The sequence below is a fragment of the Rhodococcus wratislaviensis genome, assembly GCF_041228765.1.
GTDB lineage: Bacteria > Actinomycetota > Actinomycetes > Mycobacteriales > Mycobacteriaceae > Rhodococcus_F > Rhodococcus_F wratislaviensis.
Genome location: NZ_CP150488.1, coordinates 2,439,089 through 2,458,255 on the forward strand (window position 1 = coordinate 2,439,089; position 19,167 = coordinate 2,458,255).

The window sequence follows — 19,167 nt, forward strand, 5'->3', positions numbered from 1 at the left end:
GCTGTCATGACGCGCGCAGATGCGCCGGGTCCGGGAGCGGCGGCGCGGCCGAGCGGTAGTGGTGCCCGGTCGGGGTGCCCAGGTCGATGAGGTGGGTGCCGCCGGGGTTGTGTACCGGTCGGGCAGTCCAGCCCGGCGCTTCCTTCGCGTAGTTGCAGGCCTCGCACAGCCCGGACCCGTTGTCCGCCGTCGTGGCACCGGATTCTCGGCGGGAGCGGATGTGGTCGTGATGCCGGATCGGCGCATCACACCACGGGGTGCGGCACGTCCGGTCCCGCAGGTCGATCAGCTGTCGTAGGCTCTTCGGGAACGTGCGCGACTGTGACTCCATCGCCGTCAACGCTCCCGACTGCGGGCACGAATACACCCGCCGCAACGCCGTCTCCGCGTCGGCATCGACAGAATTGGCCACCAACTGCCGCGCGATTCCCGCCGGCACCGGCCCGAACTCCTGCAACTGCGCGGCCTCGTGCCCACCCGCCAGCAGTGTCTCGTCCGAGAGCACGAGGTTCACTGCCACCGGCACACCCGGCGCCACTGATGCTCCGGTGCCGCGGTCGAACAACAAGTCCACCATCAACTGATTACGAGTACGACCACCACTGTTCCCGGTGGCGATCAGGCTGTCCGCATCCCGGCCGAGCGTGGCCTGCAGGCACACCGCCTGCTCGACCGGCATCAGCACGCTCAGATACGCCATCGAATCCGGCGCCGGACGGGTCGTGACCCGACGCTCCGACACCGCTTTGCGATGCCGGGCCACGACCGCCGCGGCGTCGAGTTCGACCGCCAATGCTTTCGCCCGTGCGATCAGCCCGCGGTCGCCGACCCCGTCGAGAGTGGCCGGGTCCGAACACAACCGGCGGTCCACGTTTCCCCGATCCGCGGCCGACAGGCACGCCGTTTCCCGCACCAGCAACGTGGCGCGCCATTCGTTCAACCGGCCCGACCGCAACAGGGCCAGAGTGTGCGGCATCTCGTGCACCAGGGCCTGCGCGAAATCGAGATGCCGGCCGCCGCGGTTCGGGGATTCCCTGCGCGCCAACGCAATCTGCGAGGCGATGCCGCGATCCCAATCCGCTCGCGGCAACCCCGCCGCCCTCCGGTCCGCGCGGATGCGGGTGGCGACGTCGTCGGTGATCACCGCCTGCGCCGCACACCCGACCGACTTCAGCATCTCGATCGCATCGAGTAGGTCGATCCCCAACCCCGCATCCCCGTCGGCGGAAACCACTCGCAGCCGGGCCGCGAACGCACGCAACTCGGCCAGATCCGGCGCTACCACTTCCCCCACAACCAACCTCCCCCAAGGTTATTCGAAACTGTGTTCGACTCTAGCAACCGAGTTCGGACCGGGCAATACCCGAATCGCCGACTGGGAAACGTGTGCATGGTCGGGGTGGCAGGAGGCCGGCGCTGCCGACCCGGGAAACGAGAGCACGATCGTCGTCGATCTCGCTACCACTTCCGTGCGGTGAGGAGGAGGTATTCCCAGTTCATCACGGTGCCGTCGGTGCCGTGGTCGAAACGACGGGCGAGATCGGCGAGTTCGTGGTCCAGCGCGGCGACTCGGGCGGGGTCGTCGGCGATGTTCCGGTACACGGCGATCGTCGGACCGTAGCGGGTCTTGAAGTAGTCACGGAAGTCCTCGGGCGACCGGAACTGATCGATGCGCACGGTGTGCCGGGTGGCCACGATGTCGGTGACGCGGTGGCCGAACAACGCCCGGACGTGTTCCTCTCGGCCCCACAGCGGCGGGGGCTGCGCGCCCGGCGGGGGCGGGGGTGCATACGGTTTCATCGTTGCGAACATCTGGCCGATGAAACCCTCGGGGGTCCAGCTGAGCAGGCCGATCGTCCCTCCCGGCCGGCAGACGCGGACGAGTTCGTCGGCGCTCGCCTGATGGTGCGGGGCGAACATGACACCGACACACGACATCACGGTGTCGAACTCGTTGTCGGCGAACGGCATGGCCTCGGCATCGGCTTCGCGCCACTCCACCTCGGCGCCGAGTTCGGCGGCCCGGCGGCGTCCGGCGTCGAACAGTTCGGGGGTGAGGTCCCCGGCCACGACGCTCGCGCCGTACAGCGCCGCAGGGATGGCGGCGTTGCCGGAGCCGGCCGCGACGTCGAGAACACGGTCACCGGGCCTGATCCGGCTCGCCCGGACCAGGGCGGGCCCGAGGCCGGCGATGATGTCGGTGGCGAGGGCGGGGTAGTCGCCGCGAGCCCACATGGCGCGGTGTTTGTTCTTCAGGTCGCGGTCGGCTTGCACTGCGTCGATCGTGTCATCCATCTCGGTACTCCGGTGGGTCGGCTGCATCGGTCGAGATCCAGCCTGGCCCGACGACGAGGCCCCGAACAGGCACCCTCGGGGTAGGTTCCCGTCACCCCGGACGTCACTCCTGGTCGCGGAACTGCGCCGCGAGTTCGCTGCGCGAGCGGATGCCGAGCTTCGCGTAGACCCGGGTCAGGTGGTACTGCACGGTCTTGACGGACAGGAACAACTCGCCGGCCGCCTCCTTGTTGCTGGCGCCACCCGCGACGAGTTCGGTCACGGCCCGTTCCTGCGGAGTCAGTTCCTCGAGCGTGAACCGGCTGCGTTTGAGGTTGAGGCCCCCGGCCTTGAGTTCGCGGTCGCACCGCTGCACGTAGGAGGTGGCTCCGAGCGCGAAGTACCCCTCCCGGGCGGCCTGCATGACAGCGTCCGCTTCGCGTCGCTTGCCTGCCCGGCGCAGGGTCTGGCCGTACGCGAAGTTCACCCGGGCGCGATCGTAGGGGAGGGGAAGGGTGTCGAGGTGCGTCAAAGCCGTCTCGAACACCTCCCGGGCGGCGTCGATGTCGCCGCGCGCCCCGGCGACGCGACCGCGGGCGTAACCGAGACGAGCCATCGCCGACCGGTGCCCGCGCTCCGCGGCGCGTTCCTCGTGCGGGGTGAGGAAGGCGTCCGCGTCGTCGACGCGACCGGCCATCACGAGCGCGTTCGCGTAGACGTCGGGCCACTGCCAGAAGCCGGGCTCGTCGATGCCCTCCCGCGGTTGCAGGCGGGTGAGTGGCTCCAGCGCCCTGATGACGGTGGCGTAGTCGGCCTGCACTTCGGCGCACTGGGCGCGTGCCAGGGAGGACGGAATGAACATCATCGGGTAGTCGTGCGAACTCGCAGCCGCGAGGCGGAGGTGCTCGTGCGCAGCGGGCCAGTTTCCGCGCAGCGCGTGCGTCTGCGCGCCGGTCCAGTGCACGAGGGGCCGGACGAGGTCGAGCGCGGCGTCCTCGAGCTGGTGTCCCGCACGATCGACCGTGGCGATGGCGCCGCTCCAGTCGCCGAGGGCGAATTGCGTTCGCGCCAGCCAGGCCTGCGCCCACAGCGAGATGCGGGTCGAGCCCATCCGGAAGGCCGTGGGGACGGCGCTCTCGAGTTCCTGACGCGCCGATTCGGGATCGTCCAGCGCCAGATCGAGCCAACCCCTGGCCATGTCGAAGCGCTGGGACTGGGCACCGAGCGCGATCTTCGCGGACAGCGTGTCGTAGGCGGCTCGTGCCTCCACGATCCGACCCGTGGCAGCGAGTCCGAGTCCCATGATCGCGGCGGATTCGACGGCCGACGGATCGCCCGGATCGACGAGAGCTACGGCCCGGCTGGCCCATTCGACGAGGTCCGGTCCGTGCCAGCGGACGAGTGAGTCCAGGACCCGGCGCTGGCAGATCAGCGCGGCCGTGCCCGGATCGGTATCCGGGTCGCATGCGGTCCACGACTGGGTGAGCAGCAGATCGGCCTCCGCGGGTCGTCCCCTGAGGATGGCGAGATAGCCGAGCACGGCGTCGCGTAACGGACTCTCGGGGAAGCTCTCGATCTCCGGCGCGAACGCCAGTGCCTGGGGAAGGTTACTGGCACCGACGAGAGCGTCGACGGCCCGGATGAGGCGTTGTTCGCGTTCGCCGCGGTCCGCGGTGAGGCGGCTCGACTTGATCAATGCGTCCGCGACGGCCGACCACGCCCCGACGGTTGCCCTCTGCGCAGAGTAGGTGTCCAGTTCGTCCGCGAGCGCCGGGTCGGCGAACGGTGCCGCTGCGGCGCGATGGTCCAGTCGCCTGCCCTCGTCCTCGACGATCCGTGCGGCATGATCGTGCAGGTCGCGCAGTCGGATCGGCCCGAGGCTGCGGTAGACGGCGGCGCGGGTGAGCGGTGACGGGAAGGTCAGCACGGTCACGCCGCGACGCTCGCCGACGGTGAGAAGGCCGGCACGATGGATTTCGTCGAGCGCTTCCACCGGGTTCTCGATTCCGGCGAGTGCCGCGGCGTGGGCGAATCGGGGATCCCCGGCGAGTACCGCCGCCGACTCGACGAGCGCCCGGGCAGACGCTGAGCACGCCGACAGTTGTGACTGCACTTTCGCCGCGAATATGCGGGGCACCGGGAGCACTGGCTGCCACTGGTCCCAGGCGCTGGGATCGACTTCCTGCAGAAGTTGCGTGAGGTGCCGCGGATTTCCCGCAGTGTGCTGAACGAGCTGGTGCGCCACCGGGGCCGGAAGGTCGATATGCGCAAGGGTATTCGCAAGTCTGCGGGTGCCGGACGCATCGAGCGGACGGACGTGGATCCGATGCCGGCGATGCCGGTCGAGGAGGTCGAGGACGTCCGCGGGAATACCGTCGGGAGGTTCCGAGTTCGCGACGAGGACGATCATCGCGGGTCGGTCGAGCAGATGCACGGCGGAGGTCAGCGCCTGCAGCGAGGCGAGGTCTGCCCAGTGCGCATCGTCGAGCACGAAGACGAACGGCGCGTCACCGGCAGGCGGATCGACTGCCGCGACGAGTTCGCGGGCGACGTCCAGTGGGTCCTTCGACGTCACGGGGGCACCGAGCAGCTGTTCGGCGACGCCGAAGGGATGGCCCGACGCCCACGGGGCGCAGACCGCGGAGAACGCCGGCAGGTCGGGATGCACCGCGAGGAAGTGTTCCATCACAGAGGTCTTGCCGATGCCCGGCACGCCTTCGACGACCACGACGACGGGCGCGTTCTCGCCCGCCTCACGCAGCATCGCCTCCAATTCGGCGAGTTCGCGGGAACGCCCGACGAGCTCGATGTTCCCTGGGTCACTCACACCACTCACCGTATCGCGACGCCTGATTTCGGCGTGTTCCTGGCGAAAACTGGGAACGCTTGTACCGTGAGGTTAGAAGCTGCTGGTCAGAACGACTACGAGTCGAAGGATTCGGTGCATTCATGACGACGGAGGCGAACTCCACGAAGTTGGAGCGAGTGGCGATCCGCTTTGCCGGAGACTCCGGCGACGGCATGCAGTTGACCGGCGACCGGTTCACGTCGGAGGCGGCGGCGTTCGGCAACGACCTCGCCACCCAGCCCAACTTTCCCGCCGAGATCCGGGCGCCTCAGGGCACGCTCCCCGGTGTGTCGTCGTTCCAGATCCAGATCGCGGACTACGACATCCTCACGGCCGGCGACCGCCCGGACGTCCTGGTCGCCATGAACCCGGCGGCGTTGAAGGCGAACCTGGACGATCTGCCGCGCGGCGGCATGATCATCGTGAACACGGACGAGTTCACCAAGCGGAATCTCGCGAAGGTCGGATACGCCACGAGCCCCCTCGACGACGACTCCCTCGAGGACTACGTGGTGCATCCGGTGGCGATGTCGACGTTGACGGTCGGCGCGGTCGAACCCGCCGGACTGAGCCGGAAGGACGGCGAGCGGGCGAAGAACATGTTCGCGCTCGGACTGCTGTCGTGGATGTACAACCGCCCCACCCACAGCATCGAGCGGTTCCTGCAGACCAAGTTCGCAGCGAAGCCGCAGATCGCGGAGGGTAACCTGCTCGCGTTCAAGGCCGGGTGGAACTACGGGGAGACGACGGAGAGCTTCGCGACCACGTACGAGGTGTCGGCGGCGACGCTCCCACCGGCAACGTATCGCCAGGTCACCGGGAACACGGCCCTGGCCTACGGGGTGGTGACCGCGGGACGGCTGGCGTCGCGGGACGTCTTCCTCGGCACCTATCCGATCACGCCGGCGTCGGACATCCTGCACGAGCTGAGCAAGCACCGGAATCTCGGCGTCACCACGTTCCAGGCCGAGGACGAGATCGCCGGAATCGGCGCGGCGCTGGGCGCGTCGATCGGGGGTGCGCTCGGTGTGACGAGCACGTCCGGACCCGGACTGGCGTTGAAGAGTGAAGCCATCGGGCTGGCGGTGATGACGGAGGTCCCGCTGCTCGTCATCGACGTCCAGCGCGGCGGCCCGTCCACCGGGCTCCCGACGAAGACCGAGCAGTCGGATCTGTTGCAGGCAATGTACGGACGCAACGGCGAGTCGCCGGTCGCCGTGATCGCGCCGCGCTCACCCGCGGACTGTTTCGATGCCGCGGTCGAGGCCGCCCGGATCGCGTTCACGTACCGCACACCGGTGCTGTTGCTGTCGGACGGCGCCATCGCGAACGGCAGCGAACCGTGGGCCATCCCGGACGTGTCCGAACTGGACCGGATCGACCCCGGCTGCGACACGGCACCACCGGTGGACGGCGAATTCGCACCGTACGCGCGCGACCGGGAGACGCTCGCCCGTGCCATGGCGATACCGGGAACGCCCGGGCTCGAACACCGCATCGGCGGACTCGAGAAGGCCGACGGCAGCGGCGACATCTCCTACGATCCCGCCAACCACGACCTCATGGTGCGGTTGCGTCAGGCCAAGATCGACGGAATCGCCGTTCCCGACGCGGTCGTCGACGACCCCTCGGGTGAGGCCGACCTGCTGCTCGTCGGGTGGGGCAGCTCGTACGGGCCCATCGGTGAGGCCTGCCGGCGGGCCCGCCGCGAGGGCAAGAAGGTGGCCCACGTGCACGTGCGCAACATCAACCCGCTGCCCGCCAATCTCGGTGCGGTGCTGCGCAGCTACGGGACCGTCGTCGCACCGGAGATGAATCTCGGCCAGCTCGCGATGATCCTCCGTTCGAGGTTCCTCGTCGACGTGCAGTCGGTGACGAAGGTGCGGGGACTCGCGTTCCTCGGCGACGAACTGCACGACGTGATCGACTCCGCGCTGGCCGGAACGTTGCGTGAGCACGAGGTCGCGAAGACCACCGGCGCGCTCGCGTCGGCGACCTACCGATCGACCGGACCCCGGTGGGAGGAATCGGTGTGACACAGATGATCAGTCGTGTCGGTGCAGATCTGGGACTGAGCGCCACCGCTCACGTGCCCACGACCGACGAACCGCAGAAGGCCAAGGACTTCACGTCGGACCAGGAGGTCCGGTGGTGTCCGGGGTGCGGCGATTACGTCATCCTCGCCACGATCCGAAGTTTCCTGCCGGAGTTGGGACTCCGACGCGAGAACCTGATGTTCGTCTCCGGTATCGGATGCTCGAGCCGGTTCCCGTACTACCTCGATACGTACGGCCTGCACTCGATCCACGGTCGTGCGCCTGCCATCGCGACGGGTCTCGCGGTGACGCGCCCCGACCTGTCGGTGTGGGTGGTGACCGGCGACGGCGACGCACTGTCGATCGGGGGCAACCATCTCATCCATGCCCTGCGCAGAAACGTCAACATGACGATCCTGTTGTTCAACAACAGGATCTACGGGCTGACCAAGGGGCAGTACTCGCCGACCTCGGAGGTCGGCAAGGTCACCAAGTCGACGCCGCTGGGTTCGGTGGACCACCCGTTCAACACGCTCTCCCTCGCGCTGGGAGCCGAGGCGACCTTCGCGGCCCGAGCCATGGACTCGGACCGCAAGGGGCTGACGGAGGTGCTGCGGCAGGCGGCGGCCCACCGCGGCACGTCGTTCGTGGAGATCTACCAGGACTGCCCGATCTTCAACGACGGCTCGTTCGACGTCCTACGCAAGGAGGGTTCCGAGCAGCGCCTCATCCCGCTGACCCACGGCGAGCCGATCGTCTTCGGCGGAGCAGGCGAATACTGTGTCGTCCGATCGGGTTTCGGCCTGAAGGTGGTCGCGGCTGCCGACGTCGACCGGGACGACATCGTCGTGCACGACGCCCACACCGACGACCCCGACTACGCGTACGCACTGTCGAGGCTCTCCGACCAGGACCTCACCCACACCGTGACCGGTGTGTTCCGCAGCGTCACGCGGGACACGTACGACGACATGGTTCGCCTGCAGAACGAGATCGCGCGGGAGAAGGACCCCGTCGACGACGGCTCGCTGCAGCGCCTGCTGACCGGTCACGACACCTGGACGGTGGAGTAGGCGGCCGCGGGCGCGGCGCGGGTGACCCGTGCGCGCGGAACGAAGAACGTCACGATCCCGCCCAGGACGGCGATGCCCGCGAAGACGTAGAACGCCACCTGGCTGCTGATGCCGGCGCTGATCAGTGCTCCGCCGATCAGGGGGCCGAAGATGCCGCCCAGCCGGCCGAATCCGGCGCACCACGCCACCCCGGCGCCGCGCGCGGACGTCGAGTAATAGTTGGAGACGAAGCCGTAGATCAGGACCTGGGTGCCGATGGTGCCGACTCCGGCGACGGCGACGGACGCGAGGAGCACCGGCAGCGGGAAGCCGAGCGTCAGGAGGATCAGGGCGAGTGCGGCGAGACCGAACGTCGTGGCGACGACGCGCTGCGGTCCGATACCGTCGGCGACCTTGGAGGCGATCAGGCCGCCGAGAATCGCGCCGCCGTTGAGGACGAGCAGGAACGACAGCGAACCCTTCGCGTTGAAACCGGCGTCCTCCATGATCTTCGGAAGCCACGTGTTGAGTCCGTACGTGAGCAGGAGGCCGGAGAAGCTCATCATTCCGAGAAGCGCAGTGCCCCAGGCGTAACGGCGCGTCGCGAGTGCGGCGAAGCCGACCTTCTCGACCGAGGCCCGTTCCGCGGCGATCTCGTCGGCGCCGGGCATCGGGATGCCGGTACGTTCGGAGATGCGGCGGGCCTTGTCCTCGTGGCCTCGGGCGACGAGCCACTTCGGCGACTCCGGCAGCTTCACGAGCGCCAGCGGAAGCAGGATCACGATGGGCAGTGCGCCGATCCAGAAGAGGCCGCGCCAGCCGATCGTGTCGCGCAGGACGATGGCGAGGAGGGACGCGAGCACCCCACCGGCGGGGACGCCGCTGTAGACGATGGCGTTGTACAGGTTCCGCTTCCCGGGAGGCGCGAACTCCGCCACCATCGCCCCGGCCGTGGCGACGAGGCCGCCGACCCCGATGCCGGTGAAGAATCGCAGCAGGCCGAACATGGTGACGTTGGTGGCCAATGCGGCGAGTCCCATCCCGATGGAGAACCAGGCGATGTTGACGAGCATCATCCGCCTCCGGCCGAGGTAGTCGCCCACGGCGCCGGCGGTGAGTGCGCCCACCATGACACCGATGAGCGCGTACGAGCCCAGCGCACCGGCCTGCTGCGCGGAGATCTCGCCGAGTTGGCCGGGATCGTTCATCAATGTCGGGAGGATGGTGCCGTAGACCACCAGGTCGTAGCCGTCGAAGATGATCGCGATCGTGGCGATCGCGACGACCCAGGTGACGGCACTGCGGTGTCTCGGACTCGCCCAGGTGTCGGGGGTGGTGGATGGGTTCATGGTGATCTCCGCTCGGTGGGTGTGACGGGGAACCGGGTCTTGCTCATAAGTGCGCTGTGTCACAAGTGAATTCAGGTAGAAAAATGCCCCACCGGCGAGACGATGCAATGCGCCCCGCCGATGAGGCGGTCGAGATCTGTGGGCAGCTAGCCGAGGTCGCCACCGGCGACGGGCAGTACCGTCCCGGTGATGTAGGTGGCCTCGTCGGAGGCGAGGAAGACGATGGCCGCGGCCTGCTCGTCCAGCGTTCCGTACCGCTTCAGCAGGGACGAGTCGACCGTCTGGTCGACGATCTGCTGGTACCAGGCCTTCTCCTGATCGGTCTCCGCTCCGGGGCCGCGAGGAACGCGGCGAGCGGGCGCCTCGGTGCCGCCGGGAGCGGTGGCCACCACGCGGATTCCGTACTGTGCGGCCTCGAGAGCGAGAGAGGCGGTCAGGGCGTTGACCCCGCCCTTCGACGCCGCGTAGGGCACGCGGTTGACACCCCGCGTGGCCACCGAGGACACGTTGACGATGGTGCCCGACTCCTGCGCGATGAGGTGGGGGAGGACGGCGCGGCACGTCCACAGGGTCGGGAACAGCGACCGCTGCACCTCCGCCTGGATCTGCTCGGCGGTGTAGTGCTCGTACGGCTTGGCCCAGATGGTGCCGCCGACGTTGTTGATCAGCACGTCGAGCCGGCCGTGCTGCTGCCGCGCCTCGTCGATCGCCGCCTCTGCGTCGGCGAACTGTTCCAGATCGGCGGTGATGCTGTGCGCGTCGGTGCCGTTCTCGCGCAAACCCTTCGCGACGTCGTGGACGAGTTCGGCGCGGTCGATCAGGATCAGCGACGCACCCTCGGCCGCGAGCCGGGTGGCGACCGTCAGGCCGATGCCCTGCGCTGCGCCGGTGACCGCGACGACCTTGCCGTCGAAGCGGTGCGGAGTGACGAGTCCACTCATGCGACGGCACTCCTCTCGATGGCGCGGCACATGGTGGCCTTGGCGTGCGCGCTGTGGCTGACGATCAGGTCGTGGGCGGCGGCCCGGTCACCCTTCTCGAACGCGGTGACGATGTCGAGGTGGTCGTGCTGGATGTGCTCGTCCACCCAGTCCGCGGTGCGAAGCACCTTCGTCATGAGCTGCGTGACCTCCAGGCGGTTGTACGCCTCAAGGAGCACGTCGTTGGCGGTGCACCGGAACAGGAATTCGTGGAATGCGGCGTTGGTGTCGGTGAAGGCGCCTGCGTCCGTGAAGTGGTCGTTCTCGATCGATTCGCACGAGGTCTCGGCGAGGATCCGGTACTCGGACAGCTGTTCCTTCGTCATCCGGCCGATGGTCAGTTCCATCGCACCGAGTTCGAGCGCCATGCGGGCGTCGAACTGTGCGTCCGATTCGGACAGAGGCTGGTGTTCCTCGCCGATCTCGTACTCGGGGGCCGCCTCGACCGTGTCGGCTGCCGGCGGTGCGGAGGCCTCCGACCCACTCGGCGTCGCCGCGTTGTTGAACTTCTCGAAGTAGAAGTTCACCGGCGTGACACCCTCCGACTTCAGGTGGTCGCGCACCGCCTCGACCATGGGAGGCGGACCGCACAGGTACACGTCCACATCGCCGTCGTTCAGGTGGGCGGGCTCGAACAGCCCGGTCACGTACCCCTTGTTCGGTGCACTGCTCGCCGGGTCGGACACGCAGTAGTCGAACGTGAACTGGGGCAGGGACTTCGTGTATTCCTCGAGCTTGTCCAGTTCCACCAGGTCCGCGTCGGACGAGACGCCGTAGACCAGGTGCACGGGTTGGTCGGCGGCGTCGGTGCGCATCTTGTCGAGGATCGACAACAGCGGGGCCAGCCCGGTGCCGCCGGCCAGCAGCAGGGCGCGACGCTTCTGCTCGCGGAGGAAGAAGCTTCCCATCGGGCCGGTGAACTCGAGCGTGTCGCCGACCTGTGCGCGGCTACGCAGGTACTCCGACATCAGGCCACCGTCGGTGATCTTGACCAGGAACGACAGTTCCTTCGACGTGGGTCCGGTGCTGAACGAGTACGAGCGCGTCGCTTCGGTCCCGGGAACGGTGATGTTCACGTACTGGCCGGGGAGGAAGACGAGGTCGTCCCGGTTCGCGATCTCGATCGTGAACCCGATGGTGGTGTCGGAGAACTTGCGGATCTCCGTGACCGTCGACGAGAACGTGCCCGCGGCGGTCTTGGCGACGTCGGACGTGGTCGGGATCTGCAGCACCAGATCGCTTTCCGGCATCATCTGGCACGGCAGGCAGTACCCCTGCTCCGCTTCTTCGTCGGTGAGCGCTTCCTCGATGTAGTCGCCGCCGTCGTACGTGCCGGATTCGCAGAGCGACTTGCAGGTGCCGCACGCCCCGTCTCGACAGTCGAGCGGAATGTTGATGCGCGCGCGGTAGGACGCGTCGGCGACCGTCTCGTCGCCGTCACACTTGATGAAGCGGGTGATCCCGTCCTCGAAACTCAGTGCAACTTGGAAAGTCATGGAAAACAGCTCGATTCGCGAAGAATGGGGAAGAAATCAGATGTGGTAGATGTCGACCACGTGGTGGATGTAGTCGTTCTTGAGCACGACCTTCTTCTTCCGGATCAGAGGCTGCTCACCGGAGAAGTCGATGGTGTAGAACGAATTCCCGAAGTACGTGTCGACCGTGTTGTACCGGAAGTAGAGCGTGAACCAGTTGAACCGGACGTCCACGACTTCGCCGCGACGCTCGGTGACCTCGACGTTCGAGATGTTGTGACCGGTGCGGGGTTCCGGAAGGCTCGTCGCGCTCGACCGATCGGTCTTGATGCGGAACACCCGGTCCTCGATGCCACCACGGTTGGCGTAGTAGATCAGGGAGATCTCGGTCATCGGGTCGGTGGTCAGTTCACCGTCGTCGGCCCACGCCGGCATCCAGAACTCGGAGTCGGGGTGATAGCACTCGATCCACTTCTCGAACTCGCGGTCGTCGAGGTAGCGGGCCTCACGGTAGAGGAACTGCTCGATGTCGTGCTGGGTGACAGTGCTTTCGGCTACTGCGGTCATGTTTCTCGTCTCCCTCAGCGGTTGTTCGCGGCAACGTCGGCGTCGAGCGCCTTGGTGAGCGCTTGCACCCAGTAGCCGTGCTGGATCGGGTACAGGCCCTCGTCCTCGGTCTTCACGCCGCTGGAGATGGGGTTGATGCCGATCTTCTTCGCGTCCTCGTCGGGGCCCTGGAGTTGGTGGGTGACACCGCGGCTGAGGTCGTTGAACGGTGCGGCGCCGGCCTGGTACGTCTTCTGGCAGGAGCGGAACTCCTCGAGATCGTCCGGGGTGGCCATGCCGGTGGCGTTGAAGAAGTCCTCGTACTGGCGGATGCGGGCGGCGCGTGCGGTGCGGCTCTCACCCTTGGGGGCGATGCAGTAGATGGTGACCTCGGTCTTGTCGACGGAGATCGGACGGAAATGCCGGATCTGGGAACCGAACTGGTCCATGAGGTACACGTTCGGGTACAGGCACAGGTTGCGGGACACGCCGATCATCCAGTCGGCGCGGTCTTCGCCGTACTCGGCGACGAGTTCGTCGCGGCGCTCGTTCAGCGGACGGTTGGCGGGGTCGGCCCACTTGGTCCACAGCAGCAGATGGCCGTTGTCGAACGAGTAGTACCCGCCCTGCTGCTTCGACCACTTGCCGGCGTCCATCGCCTTCGTGGCGTTGGTGGACTCGCCCGACTCCCGGCGCGACGTGGTCGCGGCGTAGTTCCAGTGGGTGGCGGACACGTGGTAGCCGTCGGCGCCGTTCTCGGTCTGCAGCTTCCAGTTGCCGTCATAGGTGTAGGTGGACGCGCCGCGCAGGACCTCGAGGCCGTCGGGCGACTGGTCGACGATCATGTCGATGATCTTCGTGGTGTCACCGAGGTGTTCCTCGAGCGGCGGGACGTCGGCGTTGAGGCTGCCGAACAGGAAGCCGCGGTAATTCTCGAACCGCGCGACCTTGGTGAGGTCGTGGGAGCCGTCCTTGTTGAACTGTTCCGGGTACCCGGCCTCACGCGGGTCCTTGACCTTGAGGAGCTTGCCGGAGTTGTTGAACGTCCAACCGTGGAACGGGCAGGTGAACGTGGTCCGGTTGTCCGTCTTGCGCCTGCAGAGCATGGCGCCGCGGTGGCTGCACGCGTTCACCAGGGCGTTGAGCTCGCCCTCCTTGTTGCGGGAGATCACGATCGGCTGGCGGCCCATGTACGTGGTGAAGTAGTCGCCGACGTTCGGGATCTGGCTCTCGTGGGCCAGGTAGATCCAGTTGCCCTCGAAGATGTGCTTCATCTCGAGTTCGAACAGGTCCTCGTCTGTAAAGACGCTACGTCGCACCTGGTAGCGGCCGGTTTCCGCGTCCTCGATGAGTGCGTCGGCCAGCTTGGCCCGCACGTTTTCGGACGGCGCTGTGTACAGGGTTTCAGTCATGGGATCCTCCAAGATCTCCGGGGGCTTGCGCCCTGCGAGGGCGCCCGGGTCCGGCAATGAATTCCACTCTTGCAGCCTGTGCGCTGCATCACACTAGGCATTTACCGAGTACTGACTAGGACGTGTTCGGCATGCGCACACCGGGGTCTCGGAGAACCCCGGTGTGCGTCGGTGCCGCGATCAGACGGCAGGCGTGAACTTCTCCCGGAAGATTCGCCGCGGAGCCATACGCCGGCGCTTGAATGCCTTGACGCCGGCGTCGACCATCGCGGGCGGCCCGCACAGATACCCGGAGTATCCGCGACAGGTGTCGAAGTCCTCCACGAACGCGTCCGTGACGTAGCCGGACCGCCCGGACCACGACTGGTCGCTCAGACACGGAACGTATCGGAAGCCGGGGTGCGTGCGTTCCCACTCCTGGAACAGGTCGACGTCGTAGAGGTCGGACTCCTCGCGCACGCCGTGATACAGGTGGATCGCGCGGTCCGGAGCCGACGTGAGTGCCTGGCGGGCCATGGCTTTCAACGGCGCCAATCCTGTCCCGCCGCCGAGCAGAACCATCGGACCCTCGTCGCCCGGATCGAGGCGGAAGGCGCCGAGCGGGCCCAGCAGGTCGACGCGCTCGCCGACGGACATCGATCCGAAAACCCATCCGTCCGTAGCCACTCCGCCCGGCTGCCGGCGGATGTGGAATTCGAGCACCTTCGATTCACCGGGTGGATTGGCCATGGAGTACTGACGACCCTGGTCGGTGCCGGGTACCCGCAATTCGACGTACTGCCCCGCCGAGAATTCGAGCGGGCTGTCGAGCGTGACGAGAACCCGCCGCGTGTCACGGGCGACGTCCTCGATCGCGCTCACGGTGCCGACGAGGTCCCGCAGGGCGTGGACGGCGCCCGCCGGCGCCGTGTCCAGGCGTTCCACCACCGTGTCACTGCACGGGGTCACCTGGCAGGCCAAAGCAAACCCCCGCTCGCGTTCGGCCTGGGAAAGCGTGTTCTCCGGCGACCGACGGTGATCGACGGACCCCGACACGACCCGCAGCTTGCACGTTCCGCACGTGCCCTGATTGCAGGAGTTCGGCATCCACACGCCGCCCCGCAGAAACGCGTCCAGCAAAGATTGGTCCGGTCCGCACTCCACGGTGTCGGCGGCGACCGAGACGGTGAAGGTCACGGCTACACCTCCCACGTGGTCTGGAGTGCGGTGGGGCCGCGGAAGCCCCAGCCCCAGAACTCGACGTCCGCGGCGGTGTCGCGCTCGAGGTTCGGGATCGCTTCGAACAGTTCCTCCAGTCCGATCCGGCACACATGGTTGGCGAAATAGATTCCCGCGCACGCGTGGTTGCCCGAGCCGAATGCGAGGTGGGGGAGCGGGGGACGGGTCATGTCGTACTGGGTGGGGGCGTCGTAGACCTCCGCGTCGTGGTTGGCCGAACCGTACGACAGCAGGACGACGGACCCCTCGGGGAGGGACACGTCGCCGAGCGTGACGTCCGTGGTGCTGATGCGTGCGGTGGCCGACCAGATCGGGGACGTCCAGCGCATCCCCTCGGAGATGGCCCGCGGAATGAGGGCAGGCTCGTCGACGACGGCCTCCAATTGCTCGGGCCGGGTGAACAGGCCGACGAGCGTCGAAGCCATGCCGTGGCCGGGTTCCTGCATCGCGCCCAGCAGATAGACGAAGAGGGTGGGGTAGATGTACTCCCGGTCGCGAACCCGGCCCTCGGGCATGCCGTCGTGCAACCAGTGCGAGATGGCGCTGTCGTCGGGGTTGACGATCCAGTTGTCGATCAGCGGATCGACGATCGCCCGGATCTCGGCTTTCGCCTCGTCACCCTGGACGAATCCCTCGGGGTTGGTGAACTCGCCGTTCGCGTCCACCCCGGCGTTGGTGAAGGAGTTCGACAGCCGGTGGAACCAGTCGCGTAGCGTGTCCGAGCTGACGTCGTTCAGGCCGAGCAGGTCGCCGAGTGCGCGGACGCTGACGGGCTCGCAGTACTGAGAGACCAGGTCGGCCTTGCCGTCGTTCTCGAACTGCTCCACGTAACGCCGGGCGATGGGGCGGACGAGTCCGTCGACCCAGCGGTCCACCTCCGACGGCTGCAGTGCGGGGTCGACCATCGAGCGGAGGTCGCGGTGGATCTCGCCGTTGACCCCGATCACGGCGGGGTGACCGAACGTGCGGCCGCCGGCCTTGGTGATGATCCCCTCGAAGTCGGGGCTGTTGGCGATGGTGCGGCAGAGGTCGGCGGTGGTCGCGACGAACGAACCGAGAACCGGGACGTACGCCAGCGGCGCCTCGGCGCGCAGCCGTTCGTACACCGGGTACGGGTTGCGCTCGAGTTCCGTCATAGTGATCTCGTCGATCCAGGACAGGGTGGCGGTCATGTCAATTCTCCTCTTCGGAAACAACTTTCGCGGCCATGGCGGCGTGGAGGAGAACGTATTGCGCAGGTCGGTGGGTGGTCTAGCCATTCTGCGCGGGGTCTGGACGATGTGCGCGACCAGTTGTGATCGGGGTCTCAGTTATCCTCGACTCGGCGTCCCGGCGCAGCTTCAATAGGTCGGAACGACTCTTACCGAGGCAGGTGCATGACGATGGCATCGACGATCACCGAGACCCACGACTGGGATGCGGCGTCGAGGGCGGTGGCCGGTGCGTATTTTCCGCACACCCTGACCGATCTGTCGTCGGGCGGTGCGATGACGCTGTCGATGCGGACCGTCGACTTCGGTCCCGTCACGCTCGGCAGGCTGGACTGGGGCGCGGACGTGTCGATCGAATGCGACTACCCGGGTGCGTACGAGGTCAACATCCCGCTGTCCGGTTCACTGGAATCCTGTTCGCAGGGCGACACGGTGGTGTCGCGTCCGGGGCAGGCCACGGTCTTCCGGGCCGACGAGCCGACTCTGATCAGCCGGTGGAGCGGCGATTGCACGGTGCTCGGCGTCAAGTTCGACAGCGACTACCTCCAGCGGGAGGCCGACCGGATTCTCGGCACCGACTTGCGCCTCGGGCTGCGCCTGCCGTCCCAGATCGATCTCACCGGTGCATCGGAGAGCAGCTGGTTTCGCCTGGTCCGCTCGCTGACCGCGCAGCTGCGGGAGCCGGCCGACCTCCTCGCCAATCCGGTGGTCGGCCCGCAACTCGCCGGCGCGATCACGTCGGCCTTCGTCCTCGCCGTCACACCCGACGAGGAGGTGCGCGGCGGCGCGCCCCGACCGCGGATCGTCAAGCGGGTCCTCGACGGGTTGAACGACGACCCGGCCCGGGCCTGGACGGCAGCCGACATGGCCGAACTCGCCGGCACCAGTGTGCGCCGGTTGCAGGAAGGGTTTCGCGAGTACGTCGGACGAAGCCCGTCCGAATGCCTCCTCGACATCCGCCTGAGTCGCGCCGACGCCGACCTGAGGGCGCTGGAGCCGGGTGTCACGGTCTCCGAAGTCGCTGCCCGATGGGGGTTTACCCATGCGGGCCGGTTCTCCGCCGCGTACCGCCGGCGGTACGGCAAATCCCCGTCAGAGCTGATTCGCTTCTGACGGGGACTGCGCGGGTGTTCGGTTACTTGTTACCGAAGTACGAGACGTCGTCGTTGCCGATGAGGTCGGGGACCGTCCAGCCGTCGAGGTCGTACTCGGACAGGCACTGCTCGGCGAAGCCCTTCATGGAGGCGACGTCGCCGCGGTTCTCGGCGGCGAACAGCAGTTCGGCCTTCACGTTCTCGTGGTTGCCGGAGTAATTGCGCTCGTACAGTTCGTGGCGGCCACCGAACTCGCTGCCGATCGAATCCCACAGCGCCTTCATGATCTTGACGCGTTCGACCGCGGTCATCCCGTCGGAGCCGCGGACGTACTTGTCCAGGTACGGGCGGACGTCGGGGCTCTTGAAGTCGCGTGCGCTCGAGGGCAGGTAGATCAGGCCGGACGCGACGTCCTGTTCGATGATCTCCTTGATGCGCGGGTAGCCCTGGATCATGAACATGCGGTACGTGAGGCCGTATTCGAGCTTGGGGATGACGGTGTCGCCGATCCACGGCTCGGGATTGCGTGCCATGGATTCGGTGAGTGACCAGAACAGGTTTCGCCAGCCGATGACCTCACCGACGCGGGTCTGCACGCCGCGGAAGCCGCCGGCTCCGGTGGCGTCGAGGGCCTTCATCAGCATGCCGGCGATGAAGTCGAGTTTCACGGCCAGGCGCGTGCAGCCCTGGAACGTGAAGCGGGGCAGGAATCCGGACTGCGGGAAGAAGCCGTTGATCTTGTCCACGTCGCCGTACATGAAGACGTTCTCCCACGGCACCAGCACCTTGTCGAAGATGAAGATGGTGTCGTTCTCGTCCATGCGGCTCGACAGGGGGTAGTCGAACGGCGTGCCCATCACGGCCGCGTTCTGGGTGAACGAGGACCGGCAGATCAGCTTCACGCCCGGCGCGTCCATCGGGACGGTGCAGATGAGGGCGAATTCCTTCTTCTTGATCGGCAACCCGTAGTGGGCGATGAAGTTGTAGTTGGTGATCGCGGATCCGGTGGCCACGACCTTGGCGCCGGAGACGATCAATCCGGCGTCGGTTTCCTTCTCCACCTTCATGAACACGTCGCCGACCTCGTCCGGCGGGAGCTGCCGGTCGACGGGCGGGTTGATGATGGCGTGGTTCCAGTAGAGGACCTTTTCCTGCGATTCCTTGTACCAGCGTTCGGCGTTGTCCTGGAACGGCGAGTACAGCTCCTTGTTGGCGTGCAGGGTGCCGAGGAAGGAGGCCTTGTAGTCGGGGGACCGGCCCATCCAGCCGTACGTCATGCGCGCCCAGGTGGCGATGGCGTCGCGTTCCTTCAGCAGGTCGTCCGAGGAGGTGGGTGCCTTGAAGAACGGCATCGTGACGCCGCCGTTGCCGGTGTCGGTGGGGGTGGTGACCTTGTCGACGTGCTCGCCGGTGTGCATCGAGTCGTAGAGGCGTGCGGTCATCCGGATCGGGTTGCGGAACGCCGGATGCGTGGTGACGTCTTCGACGCGCTCCCCGTGCAACCAGATTTCGCGGTCGTCGCGCAGCGACTCGATGTATTCGTCACCGGTCATCGGCCGCGACGCGAAGTTGGCGGTGCGGTTGGCTTCGCAGTCTGCGGCCGGGTTGACCTTCGTCGGGTCGAGCGCGGTCTCGGGGGCGCTTTCGGTGGTGGTCATGGAATGTCCTTTCG

14 protein-coding genes are annotated in these 19,167 nt (G+C 67.1%); 3 read left to right on the plus strand and 11 right to left on the minus strand.

Going from position 1 to position 19,167, the window contains the following annotated elements; translation table 11 throughout:
- Window positions 1–4: 4 nt before the first annotated feature.
- The 3 genes from WKC72_RS10955 to WKC72_RS10965 all read right to left on the minus strand — a co-directional run bounded on the left by WKC72_RS10955 (window position 5) and on the right by WKC72_RS10965 (window position 5,101).
- Entirely contained in the window at window positions 5–1,294 is a 1,290-nt protein-coding gene (locus WKC72_RS10955) for a DUF222 domain-containing protein (protein ID WP_370182586.1), read from the minus strand.
- A 164-nt stretch (window positions 1,295–1,458) separates the two neighbouring features.
- Complete coding sequence (locus tag WKC72_RS10960) at window positions 1,459–2,295, minus strand: class I SAM-dependent methyltransferase (protein WP_370182587.1); 837 nt, start codon at window positions 2,293–2,295, stop codon at window positions 1,459–1,461.
- Window positions 2,296–2,398: 103 nt separating this feature from the next.
- Window positions 2,399–5,101, minus strand: a complete 2,703-nt coding sequence (locus tag WKC72_RS10965; RefSeq protein ID WP_370182588.1) for an AAA family ATPase — start codon at window positions 5,099–5,101, stop codon at window positions 2,399–2,401.
- 122 nt (window positions 5,102–5,223) lie between these two features.
- Between WKC72_RS10965 and WKC72_RS10970 the strand changes: the two genes are divergently transcribed.
- Together WKC72_RS10970 and WKC72_RS10975 are read left to right on the plus strand one after the other, a co-directional pair.
- Window positions 5,224–7,158: a 2-oxoacid:acceptor oxidoreductase subunit alpha gene (locus WKC72_RS10970; RefSeq protein ID WP_370182589.1), complete on the plus strand. Its 1,935-nt coding sequence runs from the start codon at window positions 5,224–5,226 to the stop codon at window positions 7,156–7,158.
- Between the two features lie 5 nt (window positions 7,159–7,163).
- Window positions 7,164–8,231, plus strand: a complete 1,068-nt coding sequence (locus WKC72_RS10975) for a 2-oxoacid:ferredoxin oxidoreductase subunit beta (RefSeq protein ID WP_052032818.1) — start codon at window positions 7,164–7,166, stop codon at window positions 8,229–8,231.
- Here WKC72_RS10975 and WKC72_RS10980 read toward each other — a convergent pair.
- The 7 genes from WKC72_RS10980 to WKC72_RS11010 form a co-directional block, all read right to left on the minus strand.
- Window positions 8,207–9,559 carry an aromatic acid/H+ symport family MFS transporter gene (locus WKC72_RS10980; RefSeq protein ID WP_037225726.1) on the minus strand — a complete coding sequence of 451 codons (1,353 nt, stop codon included), beginning with the start codon at window positions 9,557–9,559 and terminating at the stop codon, window positions 8,207–8,209. The genes WKC72_RS10975 and WKC72_RS10980 overlap by 25 nt on opposite strands.
- Before the next feature lie 146 nt (window positions 9,560–9,705).
- The gene (locus WKC72_RS10985; protein WP_037225722.1) at window positions 9,706–10,500 is read right to left on the minus strand and encodes a 1,6-dihydroxycyclohexa-2,4-diene-1-carboxylate dehydrogenase; all 795 of its coding nucleotides are present in this window, start codon (window positions 10,498–10,500) and stop codon (window positions 9,706–9,708) included.
- Window positions 10,497–12,035 carry a benzoate 1,2-dioxygenase electron transfer component BenC gene (gene benC / locus WKC72_RS10990; RefSeq protein WP_370182591.1) on the minus strand — a complete coding sequence of 513 codons (1,539 nt, stop codon included), beginning with the start codon at window positions 12,033–12,035 and terminating at the stop codon, window positions 10,497–10,499. Before benC ends, WKC72_RS10985 begins: the two co-directional genes overlap by 4 nt.
- Window positions 12,036–12,071: 36 nt before the next feature.
- Window positions 12,072–12,581 carry a benzoate 1,2-dioxygenase small subunit gene (gene benB, locus WKC72_RS10995; protein ID WP_037225714.1) on the minus strand — a complete coding sequence of 170 codons (510 nt, stop codon included), beginning with the start codon at window positions 12,579–12,581 and terminating at the stop codon, window positions 12,072–12,074.
- A gap of 14 nt (window positions 12,582–12,595) precedes the next feature.
- Window positions 12,596–13,972, minus strand: a complete 1,377-nt coding sequence (gene benA / locus WKC72_RS11000; RefSeq protein ID WP_037225713.1) for a benzoate 1,2-dioxygenase large subunit — start codon at window positions 13,970–13,972, stop codon at window positions 12,596–12,598.
- 180 nt (window positions 13,973–14,152) lie between these two features.
- Window positions 14,153–15,148, minus strand: a complete 996-nt coding sequence (locus WKC72_RS11005) for a 2Fe-2S iron-sulfur cluster-binding protein (RefSeq protein ID WP_370182593.1) — start codon at window positions 15,146–15,148, stop codon at window positions 14,153–14,155.
- Window positions 15,149–15,150: 2 nt separating this feature from the next.
- Complete coding sequence (locus tag WKC72_RS11010; RefSeq protein ID WP_268789594.1) at window positions 15,151–16,362, minus strand: cytochrome P450; 1,212 nt, start codon at window positions 16,360–16,362, stop codon at window positions 15,151–15,153.
- Between the two features lie 204 nt (window positions 16,363–16,566).
- Between WKC72_RS11010 and WKC72_RS11015 the strand changes: the two genes are divergently transcribed.
- Window positions 16,567–17,514: an AraC family transcriptional regulator gene (locus tag WKC72_RS11015; protein WP_037225707.1), complete on the plus strand. Its 948-nt coding sequence runs from the start codon at window positions 16,567–16,569 to the stop codon at window positions 17,512–17,514.
- 22 nt (window positions 17,515–17,536) lie between these two features.
- Here WKC72_RS11015 and WKC72_RS11020 read toward each other — a convergent pair whose 3' ends face one another.
- Window positions 17,537–19,153, minus strand: a complete 1,617-nt coding sequence (locus WKC72_RS11020; RefSeq protein ID WP_144288115.1) for a 4-hydroxyphenylacetate 3-hydroxylase family protein — start codon at window positions 19,151–19,153, stop codon at window positions 17,537–17,539.
- Between the last annotated feature and the right edge of the window lie 14 nt (window positions 19,154–19,167).

Excerpts from the sequence above, each read along its gene's own strand:
- benC (WP_370182591.1), bottom strand. The coding sequence starts at position 12,035 with ATGACTTTCCAAGTTGCACTGAGTTTCGAGGACGGGATCACCCGCTTC.
- WKC72_RS10960 (WP_370182587.1), bottom strand. The coding sequence starts at position 2,295 with ATGGATGACACGATCGACGCAGTGCAAGCCGACCGCGACCTGAAGAAC.
- WKC72_RS10980 (WP_037225726.1), bottom strand. The coding sequence starts at position 9,559 with ATGAACCCATCCACCACCCCCGACACCTGGGCGAGTCCGAGACACCGC.
- WKC72_RS10985 (WP_037225722.1), bottom strand. The coding sequence starts at position 10,500 with ATGAGTGGACTCGTCACTCCGCACCGCTTCGACGGCAAGGTCGTCGCG.
- WKC72_RS11015 (WP_037225707.1), top strand. The coding sequence starts at position 16,567 with ATGACGATGGCATCGACGATCACCGAGACCCACGACTGGGATGCGGCG.
- WKC72_RS11020 (WP_144288115.1), bottom strand. The coding sequence starts at position 19,153 with ATGACCACCACCGAAAGCGCCCCCGAGACCGCGCTCGACCCGACGAAG.
- WKC72_RS11010 (WP_268789594.1), bottom strand. The coding sequence starts at position 16,362 with ATGACCGCCACCCTGTCCTGGATCGACGAGATCACTATGACGGAACTC.
- benA (WP_037225713.1), bottom strand. The coding sequence starts at position 13,972 with ATGACTGAAACCCTGTACACAGCGCCGTCCGAAAACGTGCGGGCCAAG.
- benB (WP_037225714.1), bottom strand. The coding sequence starts at position 12,581 with ATGACCGCAGTAGCCGAAAGCACTGTCACCCAGCACGACATCGAGCAG.
- WKC72_RS10975 (WP_052032818.1), top strand. The coding sequence starts at position 7,164 with ATGATCAGTCGTGTCGGTGCAGATCTGGGACTGAGCGCCACCGCTCAC.
- WKC72_RS10970 (WP_370182589.1), top strand. The coding sequence starts at position 5,224 with ATGACGACGGAGGCGAACTCCACGAAGTTGGAGCGAGTGGCGATCCGC.